The organism is Sphingosinicella microcystinivorans, from assembly GCF_003634215.1.
Taxonomy (GTDB): Bacteria; Pseudomonadota; Alphaproteobacteria; order Sphingomonadales; family Sphingomonadaceae; genus Sphingosinicella; species Sphingosinicella microcystinivorans.
The window spans coordinates 521,632-533,522 of record NZ_RBWX01000008.1 but is presented as its reverse complement, the minus strand read 5'-3'; the positions used below and the strand labels follow the sequence as shown (position 1 = coordinate 533,522).

Annotated in this window: 12 protein-coding genes; 6 read left to right on the top strand and 6 right to left on the bottom strand. The window is 65.3% G+C overall.

The genetic code is table 11. The features are described 5' to 3' along the window. The first annotated feature begins 93 nt into the window (after positions 1 to 93). Both DFR51_RS18825 and DFR51_RS11535 read left to right on the top strand, forming a co-directional pair. Entirely contained in the window at positions 94 to 330 is a 237-nt protein-coding gene (locus tag DFR51_RS18825) for a hypothetical protein (protein WP_126494484.1), read from the top strand. A 123-nt stretch (positions 331 to 453) separates the two neighbouring features. Beyond that, a complete protein-coding gene (locus tag DFR51_RS11535) occupies positions 454 to 1,572 on the top strand; it encodes an EAL domain-containing protein (protein ID WP_121051228.1) in 1,119 nt (372 codons plus the stop codon). 3 nt (positions 1,573 to 1,575) lie between these two features. On the opposite strand, the gene lipB is transcribed toward DFR51_RS11535, so the two are convergent. After that, on the bottom strand, positions 1,576 to 2,190 hold the full coding sequence (gene lipB, locus DFR51_RS11530; protein ID WP_121051226.1) for a lipoyl(octanoyl) transferase LipB: 615 nt from the start codon (positions 2,188 to 2,190) through the stop codon (positions 1,576 to 1,578). A 66-nt stretch (positions 2,191 to 2,256) separates the two neighbouring features. On the opposite strand from lipB, the gene DFR51_RS11525 reads away from it, so the two are divergent. After that, positions 2,257 to 2,505: a FliM/FliN family flagellar motor switch protein gene (locus DFR51_RS11525; RefSeq protein WP_121051224.1), complete on the top strand. Its 249-nt coding sequence runs from the start codon at positions 2,257 to 2,259 to the stop codon at positions 2,503 to 2,505. Between the two features lie 50 nt (positions 2,506 to 2,555). Here the strand turns inward: DFR51_RS11525 and DFR51_RS11520 are convergent, their stop codons facing one another. The 3 genes from DFR51_RS11520 to DFR51_RS11510 form a co-directional block, all read right to left on the bottom strand. After that, positions 2,556 to 3,680, bottom strand: a complete 1,125-nt coding sequence (locus DFR51_RS11520; protein WP_121051222.1) for an epoxide hydrolase family protein — start codon at positions 3,678 to 3,680, stop codon at positions 2,556 to 2,558. Then, complete coding sequence (locus DFR51_RS11515; protein ID WP_121051220.1) at positions 3,677 to 5,293, bottom strand: GMC family oxidoreductase; 1,617 nt, start codon at positions 5,291 to 5,293, stop codon at positions 3,677 to 3,679. Before DFR51_RS11515 ends, DFR51_RS11520 begins: the two co-directional genes overlap by 4 nt. Before the next feature lie 76 nt (positions 5,294 to 5,369). After that, on the bottom strand, positions 5,370 to 6,947 hold the full coding sequence (locus DFR51_RS11510) for an MFS transporter (RefSeq protein ID WP_121051218.1): 1,578 nt from the start codon (positions 6,945 to 6,947) through the stop codon (positions 5,370 to 5,372). Positions 6,948 to 7,044: 97 nt separating this feature from the next. Here DFR51_RS11510 and DFR51_RS11505 point away from each other — a divergent pair, with 97 nt between their 5' ends. Beyond that, positions 7,045 to 7,515, top strand: a complete 471-nt coding sequence (locus tag DFR51_RS11505) for a low molecular weight protein-tyrosine-phosphatase (protein ID WP_174234213.1) — start codon at positions 7,045 to 7,047, stop codon at positions 7,513 to 7,515. On the opposite strand, the gene thpR is transcribed toward DFR51_RS11505, so the two are convergent. Continuing rightward, positions 7,479 to 8,009 (bottom strand): RNA 2',3'-cyclic phosphodiesterase, encoded by a 531-nt coding sequence (thpR, locus tag DFR51_RS11500; RefSeq protein ID WP_121051217.1) that lies wholly within the window; start codon positions 8,007 to 8,009, stop codon positions 7,479 to 7,481. The genes DFR51_RS11505 and thpR overlap by 37 nt on opposite strands. Next, positions 8,009 to 8,614, bottom strand: coding sequence for an arylesterase (locus DFR51_RS11495; RefSeq protein WP_243445515.1), 606 nt, complete (start codon positions 8,612 to 8,614; stop codon positions 8,009 to 8,011). The genes thpR and DFR51_RS11495 overlap by 1 nt, the downstream gene beginning before the upstream one ends. Positions 8,615 to 8,682: 68 nt before the next feature. Between DFR51_RS11495 and DFR51_RS11490 the strand changes: the two genes are divergently transcribed. Next, a complete protein-coding gene (locus tag DFR51_RS11490) occupies positions 8,683 to 9,387 on the top strand; it encodes an ABC transporter ATP-binding protein (protein ID WP_420853140.1) in 705 nt (234 codons plus the stop codon). Beyond that, complete coding sequence (locus tag DFR51_RS11485) at positions 9,384 to 11,882, top strand: ABC transporter permease (RefSeq protein WP_121051213.1); 2,499 nt, start codon at positions 9,384 to 9,386, stop codon at positions 11,880 to 11,882. The genes DFR51_RS11490 and DFR51_RS11485 overlap by 4 nt, the downstream gene beginning before the upstream one ends. Positions 11,883 to 11,891: the final 9 nt, after the last annotated feature.

The window sequence follows — 11,891 nt, the reverse complement described above, 5'->3', positions numbered from 1 at the left end:
TGTTCGGACGCAGGGGCATCCGGGATCGGTGCGACGTCCACCAGCGCCGGATCGGTCATCGGCTCGACGCCGCCCGCCGCCACGTCGACAGACATGGCATCCGCCGTCGACGCATCCGCGCCGAGTTCCGACATGGACGCGTCGGCCGCGCCTTCCACGGCGGCCTTTTCGCCTTCCTTCCCGGCATTATCGCTTTTCCCGCAGGCGGTTGCCGCCAAGGCGATTGCCATCGAGAACCCCAAAATCGTGCGTTTCGACATGCTTCCCATCGTTTTACCCCGGCATTTTCTTGTTGCTGCGGATTTTTTCACCGCTTCGCCCGCAACGTAACCGCATTCCGCCAACGGCTCAAGGCGGGTTGGGTTCTAAGCGTTCCATGGTTGATCGCGCATTAACCATTTTTACACCGCTGGACGGCAGTCTGCACTCCACGAACATCCTACGGGGGCCAGAATGTCTGTGTATGCCGGATTGCCGTTGCGGCTCGTTTGCTACGCGGCAGGCGCTGCGGCGCTTTCGATTGCCGGTCCCTCGCTCTGGAACGCGCCGACATTTATCGCGGCGGCGGCCTCGGTAGCCACGGCGCTTTGCTTTGCGGTTGCGGATGTCCTTTTCTCCACACATCGCTTCGCACGGCGCGCATTCGTGACGGCAGCTTACAACAAGGCTGAGGTCGAAGCACTTGGCGCCCGTGTCGCTGCACTTGAAATGCTGCGCCCGGCAGCGTCCATGACGGCGGCGGCGCCTGAAACTCATGATGTTTCACTGGAGACGGCAAACAACCTCCTGCAGTTCGCGGCGCATGTGAGCGCGCGCTGCGGGCGAAAAGTGACGCCCGACTTCGTGGCGGACAGCGCTGGCGACCCGATTGGAGACGCACAGATCGAGCTGCATCTGCAGCCGATCGTCGGCATTCCCGATCGCCGCGTGCAGCACTACGAGGTACTCTCGCGCCTACGGTCGCACACGGGCACGCTGATGATGCCCGCCGAATTCCTCCCTGCCGCCCGTGCTACGGGGCGCGCGGCGGATATCGACACGCGGCAGCTTTCCAGCATCGTCGGCCTCTGCCACCGCATTGGCGACCGGCATATGGAAACACGGCTTTTCTGTAACCTTTCGGGCGATTCGCTGCAGAGCGACAGCTTCCGTGCAGCGCTGACCACCTTCGCGCGGCAGCAGAAGGCCCTGTCGCAGCGCATCGTATTCGAAATCGATGCGGCGACCGCCGTCACGCTAAACACCGAGGTCGCGGCGGACCTGCGCGGCATCGAGGCGATGGGCTTCGCTTTCTCGGTCGACAAGGCATCGCTCGGCGACCTGCCGCGCCTGCAAGGCATATTCCGCCGTCCGGGCTTCCTGAAGCTCGATGCCGCGATCCTTGAGAAAGCCGACCCAGGCGTGCTGAAGGCGCTTGCGCGCGGCGGCACGCAGGTGATCGCGACGCATGTCGAGACCGAAGATCAGGCCGCCTCGGTGCGCCGCGCGGGCGTTGCGCTCGGACAGGGCTTCCTGTTCGGCAAGCCGCGCCCGGCACGCATGGACGACAGCGCGCGTCGCCGCGCCGCCTGAAACCTACAAGAACGGGCAGTGCCGTTGCAGCGCGGCATCGACGTCGGCCATCGACGCTTCGATACCGAGGCCTGAGAGGCTGGTGACGGGATATTCGGCAAGGCCGCAGGGCACGATGCCCGAGAAGTGCTCGAGTTCGGGCGCGACGTTCAGCGAAAAGCCGTGGAAGCTGACCCATCGCCGCACACGCACACCGATCGCGCCGATCTTTGCTTCGCCCGCAGGTGTATCCGTCCACACGCCGACCCGGCCGGGCACCGCGCGTGCTGAGACCCCAAAATCGGCAAGCGCCGCGATCAGCCAGCGTTCGACCGAACAGATGAAGCCCCTGAGATCGCGGCCGCGTTGTTCCAGATCGAGCATCAGATAGCCGACGCGCTGGCCCGGCCCATGGTAGGTGTAGCGGCCGCCCCGGCCGGTCGAAAACACTGGAAAGCGTGTCGGTGCCAGCAACTCCGCCGCGTCCGCGCTGGTGCCTGCGGTGTAGACCGGCGGGTGTTCGACGAGCCAGATCAGCTCGCCCGCCTCACCCGCCCGGATGTCCGCCGCGCGCTGCTCCATTGTGGCCAGCGTTTCGGCATAATCGGCAAGGCCGCTTTCCACCCGCCACTCGGGCATCTCTTTACCCCGTTCTAACCCTATCCGGTGCATCATGCCCGAAACCCGAAACGCAGATAGGCGGTCATGAGCGTTATCGAAAGGATCAAGGTCGAGATTTCGGTCGTCATCGGCAGCAAGCAGATGCCGATCCGCCAGCTCCTGAAGATGGGGCGGGGCGCTGTGATCGATCTCGACGCACGCCGCGACGATCCTGTGTGGATCTATGCGAACGATGAACTCATCGCACGTGGCGAGATCGTGCTGCTCGGCGATCGCATCGGTGTTTCCATTTCCGAGCGCGTGCGCAGGGCCACCCTCACCAACTTCGCCTAGCCAGCACGCTGGCAAGGCTTCGTATCCTCTCCCATCAAGGGAGAGGTTTTTTACAGCGCTGCGACGAATTTTCTGAGATCGGCGAGGAACAGTTCGGGTTCCTCAAGGCTCGCGAAATGGCCGCCGCGCGGCATCTTCGTCCAGTGCACGATGTTGTAGCCGCGCTCAGCCATCGCGCGCGGCGGGAAGGCAAGCAGGTCGTGGGGGAAGGCGGCGACGCCTGTGGGCACCTCGATGCGCCGACCGTCCGGAATCGTGAAACCGCCCTCGTCGAACAGGCCGCGATAGATCCACGTTGCCGTGTGGAAGCTGCGCGTCGAAAGGTAGATCATGATGTTGGTGAGCATCTGATCCATGCTGAACGGCGGCGCTGGGTTGTGCGTGCCGACATCGCTCCAGCCGCAGAACTTTTCGGCGAGCCACGCGGCGATGCCCATCGGCGAATCCATCATTGCGTAAGCAAGACTCTGCGGCTTGGTGCCCTGAAGCTGGAGATAGGCGGTTTCGGTCGCGCGAATCTGCAACGCCCATTTCAGCCAGAGCGCTTCTTCCTCCGTAGTCGGCTGCATGTCTGCCGGGCGGAGACCGAAGCCGTTCAGGTGAACCGCCGTGACGCGCGCGGAATCGAGCCCGATCCAGCCGCCGATGACGCTGCCCCAGTCTCCCCCTTGGTAGATATAACTGTCGTAGCCCAGGCGGCCCATCAGGCTATCGTAGAGCTTCGCGACACCGCGCGGCCCGATCGGCGATTTCGGCTTGTCCGACCACGCATAGCCGGGAAGCGAGGGGGCGACGACGTGAAAGGCCGGTGAACCGTCCTCGGGTTCCGCGAGCCGCTCGATGATCGCATCGAATTCGAGGATCGACCCCGGCCAGCCATGCGCAATAAGCAGCGGTTTCGCATCGGGACGCGACGAGCGCTTGTGGATGCAGTGCAGGCGGAAGCCGGGCAGCACCTCGGCGCGAACGTGTGGATGACGGTTGAGACGCGCAACCGCGTCCGGCCAGTCGAACACCGTGAGCCAGTAGTCGCGCAGTCGTTCGAGATAGGCGCGATTCGCGCCGTAGCGCCAACCGGCGTCCTCGGGTTCCTCGAAGAAGCGGAAAGCCTCGACGCGGCGCCGGACCCATTCCGCCTCTTCAGGCTCCACAGGGATTTCAAACGGTGCGATCATGCCGCCAGCGATTGCTTGGCGTCTGCCAAGATCATGTCGGCCGCCTTCTCGGCGATCGCGATCGTCGGCGCGTTGGTATTGCCGGAGATGAGCGTCGGCATGACCGAAGCATCGACAACGCGCAGGCCGGAGACGCCGCGTACGGCAAGCTGCGTATCGACAACCGAGCGCTCGTCCGCACCCATGCGGCATGTGCCGATCGGGTGATAGATCGTCTCACCCCATGCCTTCAGCGCCGTCACGACGTCCTCGCGCGCGGTAACGCCTTCGCCGGGCCACACCTCCTTGCCGCGGAACGGTGCGAGCGCGGGCATACGCCCAATATTGCGTGTGATCTCGATGCCAGCGAGCAGCGTTTCGAGGTCGCCGGGCGCTGAGAGATAATTGGGATCGATCGCCGGGTGGGCCGTAGGATCGGCCGACTGGAGGCGGATCGTGCCGCGGCTTTCCGGGCGAAGCTGGCACATGTGCATGGCATAGCCGTGCTGATGGCCGAGCGTTCCACGCCCGTGCGGCTCGCCCAGCACAGGCATGAAGTGGATCTGGATATCCGGCGCGGCGAGGTCCGGCCGGGTGGAGAGGAACGCGCCGGCAGGCGTCGGCATGTAGGCACCCGAACCGTCGCGGCGCAGCACCCAATTGCCGAGCGCGAGCAGCTTGTTGTGGAAGCCGGCGTTCTTGTTGAGCGTGATCGGCTGCGTGCAGGTCCATTGCATCAGGATATCGAGATGATCCTGCAGATTGCCGCCGACGTCCGGCGCATCGTGGATAACCGCGATACCATGCTCCGCCAGATGCGCGGCGGGGCCGATGCCGGAGAGCATCAGCAGCTGCGGCGAGTTCACCGCGCCGCCGCAGACGATCGTCTCGCGCGCGGAGGCCGTTTCGGCCTTGCCGTTTTTCAGATAGGCGATGCCGGTCGCCTGACGCCCGTTGAAGGTGACGCGTTCGACGAGCACATCGGTGAGGACATCGAGATTGGGGCGATCGAGGATCGGTTTCAGATAGCCCTTCGCGGCAGACCAGCGCTCGCCGTTCTTGATCGTCGAATCATAGCGGCCCGCGCCTTCGAACTGCGGCCCGTTGAAATCGTCCGTTACGGGATATCCCGCTTCGGCCGCGGCTTTGATGAAGGCGTCGATGAGCGGGGTGGGCAGGCTGCGGCGCCCGGTATGAAGCGGGCCATCGCCGCCGTGATAATCGTCGGCGCCGCGCTCGCTCGTTTCGGAGCGGCGGAAATACGGCAGGATGTCGTCCCAGCCCCAGCCTATGCAGCCCATCTGCGCCCAGCGGTCGTAGTCGCTCGCGTGACCGCGAATATAGACCATGCCGTTGATCGACGAGGAGCCGCCGAGCACGCGCCCGCGCGGCCAATAGAGGCGGCGGCCATCCAGGTGCTTCTGTGGTTCGGTCCAGAAGCACCAGTTGGTCGCGTGCGCGTTTTCGGGCGGGATGATCTTCGAAAGTCCGCCGGGCATGTGGATCAGGAAGGAACTGTCCTTGCCGCCCGCTTCGACGAGAAGCACGCGCGTGGCGGGGTTCGCGGACAGGCGATTCGCAAGCACGCAGCCTGCTGAACCCGCACCGACGACGATATAGTCGTATTCCGACATCCCAATCTCCCCCGAGTCCTGAAAGCAGGCGCAAGAGTGGCGCTGTTTGGGCGCGTGCGCAATTCTGGATAAAGCATCAGGCTCGCGCGGCGACTTCCCCGGCCGCGACGGCGCGTTCCAGGCGCGTCGCCTCTGCCTGCGGGAGCCTGCGCCAGACAACCCAGAGGCAGACGAGCGTTACCGGCGCGGCGACGAGCAAGCTGAGGATACCCACGCCGAGGCTTCCGGTGACGAGCGACATCTTGCCCGCGAAATACGGCCCGAGGCCAAGGCCGACGAGCGTCGTGCCGAGGAAATAGGTCGCGGTTGCGGCGCCGCGCATCCGCGGCAGCACGAGGTTCTGGCTCGTGGCGGCGGCGATGCCGACCCAGCAGCTGTTGATGATCGCCATCGGCACGAACGCGAGATAGAAAACCGTGAGGCTCTCTGTGGTGTAGACGACGAGCATGAGCGGCGCGGGAACAATGACGCCGAGCGTTGCAACAAGGATATCCCCCGCCGGCCAGCGCGATTTCGCCCAGTCCGCAAGGCGCCCGCCTGCGATCACACCGATAAAGCCGCCCGCAGCACCGACACCGCCGATGATGAGGCCGACGATGGCCGGATCGGCGCCAAACGTACGGATCGCATAGGGTGCAGACCAGAAGCTGACCGCATAGGTAACGAACGCGATCGACCCGAAGCCGAGTATGGCGAGCAGGAAGGTCGGTGTGCCCCAGATGAGCTGATAGGTCGGTGGATCCCGGCGCTTCAGCGATTGCGACCACGAAAACACCGAATAGCAGCCGATGCCGATAGCACCCCATTGCAGCGTATCTCCGGTGAGCATCATCATCCCGGCCGCGCCGAGCACGACGACGATGAGCCCCGCGAGGTTGATTGCGAACGCTCGTCCCCCGATGCGCGCCGCCTGAATCAGCGTGAAGGGCGGAATGACGCTTGAGAGTTCGGTAAAGAACTTCGGCCATGGCGAGGGTTCGGGCACGCTCAGGATTCCTTCGGACATGCCGCGCAGCGGCTCGCGCAGGGAAAGCACCCACAGAGCGAGCATCAGCCCCGGCAGGCCGACGGCAAGGAACGCCGCCTGCCAGCCCGCGAGGCCGAGAGGGCCGCCATCAGGGAAAGCGCTGTTCCAGCTCTTCACGATGACACCGCCGATGAACAGCGACAGGCCGCCACCGAGATAGAGCCCGCTCGAATAGATCGCGAGCGCGGTGGCGCGCTTTTCACGCGGGAAATAGTCCGAGATGATCGAGAACGCGCAGGGGCTCGCCGTGGCCTCTCCGATGCCGACGCCGATGCGCGCGGCGGCGAGCTGACCGAAATTCTGCGCGAAGCCCGAAAGCGCCGTCATTGCCGACCAGACCGAAAGGCCGATCGTCATCAGGCGTCCGCGATACCACATGTCCGCAAGCCGCCCGAGCGGGATGCCGAACAGCGAATAGAACACGCCGAAGGCGGTGCCGTAGAGGAAGCCCATGTCGGCATCGGTGACGCCAAGGTCCGCCTTGATGTCCTCCGCGAGGATCGAGATGATCTGGCGGTCGATGAAGTTGAGCACATAGACGAGCACGAGTACGCCAAGCACGTACCAGGCGTATGGCCCGCCGACCTCGCCCTTGCGTGCTTCCAGAATTGCGGCTGCGTCGTTCATGCTCTCGACCCTCCCCAGTTTCGAGATGCTGGCCCTTGTCCAGCCGGTTGCGTCGTGGCTAACACAGCGCTCTCAAATCGAAAGCATGGAAATCGCGATGACGATATCGGTCCTGTTCGTTTGCCTAGGCAACATCTGTCGCTCGCCGCTTGCGGAGGGAGCGATGCGGCGGTTGGTGGAGTCGGAGGGCGCGGCGGTGGAGATCGACAGCGCGGGGACCGGCGACTGGCACATCGGCCACGCCCCCGACCCGCGTGCGCAGGCCGAGGCGCTGCGCCAAGGCCTCGACATCTCGATGCTGCGCGCGCGGCAGGTGACGGAAGAGGACTTCCACCGCTTCGATCATATCGTGGCGATGGACGCGAAGAACCTGGCAGACCTGCTCGCCATGCAGCCGGGCGGCGCGCGTGCGGCATTGTCGTTGCTGCTCGATCATGCCGAGGGCGGCGATGTGCCGGACCCCTATTATGGTGGCGACGAGGGCTTTGCCGAAACGTTCCGGCTCGTTGAGGACGGTGCGCGGGGTCTGCTTCAGGCGATCAAGGGCCAGCGCGCGACGACGGTGTAGTCCGCGCCCTCCGTGGTGAGGCGGCTTTCGAACAGGCTGATCGCGTCCACCTTGAAGGTGATTGGCGGAAAGCCTTCGCGCAGGAAAGCATCGAGTGGACCCGCCGTGCCGGAGAAGCGCGCCAGCGTGATGTGCGGCAGGTAGCTTCGGGTGTCGGGCGCGATGCCGACAAGCTGCAGCGCGCGGTCCACCTTGTTGTGCAGAGCCTTCACCGGCTCCTGCGGTTCGACGCCGACCCAGAGCGTTTCGATGCGGGCCTTGCGCTCGAAAATGCCGGGACGGGCGGTCGAAAGATCGAACGCACGCGCTCGTATCGTCGATAGCGCTTCGGCAACGGCATTCGCTGTGTGCGTGTCGACCGTGCCGATGAAGCGCAGCGTCAGGTGAAGCTGGTCCTCGCTCTGCCAGCGGGCGCCGAGCACACCGCCCATGCGTGCGACGAGCGCGTCCTTCACCATGTGCGGCAGGTCGATCCCGACGAACAGCCTGTGCACTAGCGGAGCGCCGCCTCGACGCTCGGCAAGATACCCTGCACGATCACGGAAACGCCCTTCAAATTAGGGTGCATCCCGTCACCGAGCAGCAGCGCCTTGTTTGCGACCACGCCTTTCATGAAGAACGGGTAGAGCGGCACGGCGTGCTTCTTCGCGAGCGCCGGGTACATGCCGTTGAACTCCGCCGCATAGGCCTTGCCCATGTTGGGCGCGGCGAGCATTCCCGCGACGAGCACCTTGCTGCCGCGCTTCTTGAAGTCGGTGATCATCGCATCGAGGTTGGCGCGCGCCTGCGCGGGCGGCAGGCCGCGGAGCATGTCGTTGGCACCGAGGCCGAGGATGACGAGATCGGGCTTTGCCTTCAGTCCGCCAAGCACCCACGCCATGCGCGCCTTGCCCGCGGCGGTGGTATCGCCTGAAACCGCGCCGCTCACGACACGCACCGAATGTCCCTTCGCCTTCAGCGCCTTTTCAAGCTGCGGCGCGAAGCCTTCGCCGGGCTTCAGCTGATAGCCCGCCATCAGCGAATCGCCGTAGGCGACGATTATCCGCGTTTCGGCAAGCGACGGACTCGCGCCGACGAACAGCAGAAATGCGGCAATCACGACTTGGACAAAGCGTGGCGCATCCCCATAACTACGGAACCTGCACGAACCAGACAAAGCGGATCCCCTTGAACGATATCTCCTCGGCGCCTTCCAATATCGTGATTGATGCGCGCAATGTCACCCTCACGCTCGGCGAAGGCGCAGGCGCGGTCGAAATCCTGCGCGGCGTCAGCCTTTCCGTGGCGCGGGGCGAAAGCGTTGCGATTCTCGGCCCTTCCGGTTCGGGCAAGTCCTCGCTGATGGCGGTGCTCTCCGGCCTCGAACGCGCGAACAGCGGGCGGATCGGCGTCGCGGGGCAGGATTTCGGTGCGCTTGACGAAGACGGGCTCGCCCGCGCGCGGCGCGGCCGCATCGGCATCGTGCTGCAGGCCTTCCATCTGCTGCCGACGATGACGGCGCTTGAGAATGTTTCCGTGCCGCTGGAGCTTGCAGGCGCCCCCGACGCGGAAGCGCGGGCCCGCGCCGAGCTTGAGGCGGTCGGCCTCGGCCACCGGCTGACGCACTACCCATCTCAGCTTTCGGGCGGCGAACAGCAGCGCGTCGCGATCGCGCGTGCAACGGCGCCGCGTCCCGGCATCCTCTTCGCCGACGAGCCCACGGGCAACCTCGACGCCGCGACCGGCCACGAGATCGTCGAGCTGCTGTTCGAACGGCAGCGCGCGCAGGACACCACGCTCGTGCTCATCACTCACGATACCGAACTTGCCGCACGATGCGGGCGCATCGTCGAAATGCGTGACGGGCAGATCGTGCGCGAGACCGTCGCTTGAACCTCCCCCTCAAGCTGGCGCTGCGCGACCTGCGCGGAGGCCTTGCGGGCTTGCGTCTGCTTGCGGTGTGCCTGTTCCTTGGCGTTGCCGCGCTCGCGGGTGTCGGCAGCCTTTCCACCGCCATCGTCACGTCGCTTTCCGAAAAGGGCCAGTCGATCCTCGGCGGCGATGTCGAGGTGATGCTGACGCAGCGGCAGGCGAACGAGGCGGAACTGGCGGCGTTTCGCGGCTTAGGTCGCGTTGGGGAAGTCGTTCGTATGCGCGCGATGGCGAGCCGGCTCGACGGTGCCGAAAGCGTTCTCGGCGAACTGAAAGCCGTCGATGGTACCTATCCTTTCTATGGCAGCGTGCGCCTCGAAGGCGGCATGCCGCTCGCGGATGCGTTGAAGGCGAGCGGCCTCGTCGTCGATCAGGCCGCGCTCGACCGGCTCGGCGCACGCATTGGCGACAGCGTTACGATTGGCGACGCGCGCGTGCGGATTACCGGCGTGCTCGCCGAAGAGCCCGACAAGGTCGGCGAAGGCTTCACGCTCGGGCCGACGCTGCTGATGTCGCTTGAAACGCTGGATAAAACCGGTCTCCGCCAACCCGGAAGCCTCTATCGCACGCACTATCGCTTGAAATTGCCATCGAGCGCCTCCCCCGAATCGGTGACGGAAGCGCTGAATGAGCGCTTTCCGGATGCGGCATGGCGTATCCAGGATCGTTCGAACGGCGCGCCCGGCACACGGCGTTTCGTCGAACGGCTCGGCCAGTTCCTGACGCTCGTTGGCCTTACCGCGCTGCTCGTTGCCGGTGTCGGCGTCGGGAACGGCGTCGGTTCCTATCTCGACGGCAAGACGCGCTCGATCGCAGCGCTCAAAAGCGTCGGCGCGGATTCGCGCACGATCTTCCGCATCTACATGATCGAGGTGGGGCTCATCGCGTTCGCCGCGGTCGTCCTCGGCGCGGTGGCGGGGGCATTCGTACCGGCGATCGTCGTGGCCTTCGCGGGCGATGCGCTCCCGGTGCCGCCTGAACTCGGCGTCTACCCCGTGCCGCTGATCACCGCGATCCTGTACGGCCTGCTCGCGGCGGCGGCGTTCGCGATCTGGCCGCTCGCGAAGGCGCGCGACGTTCCCGCCGCGCGCCTGTTCCGTGCCGGTGTGGAGCGTACCAAGCGGCCGCCGCTCGAAGTGGTCCTGCTCAGCCTCGGTGCGGCGCTGGTCATCGCGGCGATTGCCGTCACGCAGGCGCGTGAGCCGCTGTTCGCCGCCGCGTTCATTGCTGCCGCGCTCGGCCTGATGGCGCTGCTCGCGGTTCTCGCGCTCGGCATCCGGGCGGTTGCTGCGCGCCTGCCGCGCCCGAAGCAGCCGCTCCTGCGGCTTGCGCTCGGCAATCTGCACCGTCCAGGATCGATGACACGGCAACTCGTCGTCGCGCTTGGGCTCGGCCTCACGCTGTTCGCGACGCTTGCTGTCATTGAAACCAATCTGTCGCGCCAGATCGACGAAGCGCTGCCGCGCGAGGCGCCGAGTCTGTTTGTGGTCGATATTCCCGCAGGCGAAGCTGAGTCTTTCCGCAAAACCGTTCTCGATGCCGCGCCCGGCGCCGTGATCCGTATCGTGCCGTCGCTGCGCGGGCCGGTTGTTGCCGTGAACGGCAAGCTCGTGTCGGAAATGAAGGACGTGCCCGAAGGCGCATGGATCCTGCGCGGCGACAGAGGGCTCACCTATTCGGCGGCGCTGCCCGATGGAAACCGCGTGGTCTCGGGCAAATGGTGGCGGGAGGACTACAGCGGGCCGCAGCTCGTTTCGATGGACGCCGAGGTGGGCGAGGCGCTCGGACTCAAGGTCGGGGACAGTATCACTGTCTCCGTGCTTGGTGTCGATCTTCCCGCGACCATCGCAAGCTTCCGCGAAATCAACTGGGATTCGCTCGGTTTCAATTTCGCGCTCGTCTATTCGCCCGGCCTCATCGAAAGCGCGCCGCACAGCTACATGGCGACCGTCACCGTCTCGCCCGAAGAGGTTCCCGCGGTGTCGCGCGCCGTCGTGCGGGCGTTCTCGTCGGCTTCGGTGATCCGCGTCGGCGATGTGATTGAAAACGCCGGCGCGCTACTTGGCCAGATGTCGTCGGCAGTGAGGGCCGCCGCTTCGGTTGCGATCGCTGCGGGGATCGCCGTCCTTGTCGGCGCAATCGCGGCTGCGCGGCGTGCGCGCATCTATGATTCGGTGATGCTGAAGGTGCTCGGCGCCTCGCGGGGGCAGGTTCTGCTCAGCCTGCTTGCGGAGTATGCGCTGCTTGCGATCATCCTTTCGGCCATCGCCTTCGTGCTCGGCACGGCGGGCGGCTGGTACGTGGTGACGCAGGTTTTCGAGCTGGAATGGCTGCCCGTCTGGAGCCCCGTGATCCTTACCGTCGTGCTCGGTGCCGCGGCGATCCTGCTGCTCAGCCTCGTGGGGTCTTGGAGCGCGCTTGGCGCACGTCCGGCACGTGCACTCAGAAATCTATAGTGAATTTGT

Excerpts from the sequence above, each read along its gene's own strand:
- DFR51_RS18825 (WP_126494484.1), top strand. The coding sequence starts at position 94 with ATGGCATCCGCCGTCGACGCATCCGCGCCGAGTTCCGACATGGACGCG.
- DFR51_RS11535 (WP_121051228.1), top strand. The coding sequence starts at position 454 with ATGTCTGTGTATGCCGGATTGCCGTTGCGGCTCGTTTGCTACGCGGCA.
- lipB (WP_121051226.1), bottom strand. The coding sequence starts at position 2,190 with ATGCCCGAGTGGCGGGTGGAAAGCGGCCTTGCCGATTATGCCGAAACG.
- DFR51_RS11525 (WP_121051224.1), top strand. The coding sequence starts at position 2,257 with ATGAGCGTTATCGAAAGGATCAAGGTCGAGATTTCGGTCGTCATCGGC.
- DFR51_RS11520 (WP_121051222.1), bottom strand. The coding sequence starts at position 3,680 with ATGATCGCACCGTTTGAAATCCCTGTGGAGCCTGAAGAGGCGGAATGG.
- DFR51_RS11515 (WP_121051220.1), bottom strand. The coding sequence starts at position 5,293 with ATGTCGGAATACGACTATATCGTCGTCGGTGCGGGTTCAGCAGGCTGC.
- DFR51_RS11510 (WP_121051218.1), bottom strand. The coding sequence starts at position 6,947 with ATGAACGACGCAGCCGCAATTCTGGAAGCACGCAAGGGCGAGGTCGGC.
- DFR51_RS11505 (WP_174234213.1), top strand. The coding sequence starts at position 7,045 with ATGACGATATCGGTCCTGTTCGTTTGCCTAGGCAACATCTGTCGCTCG.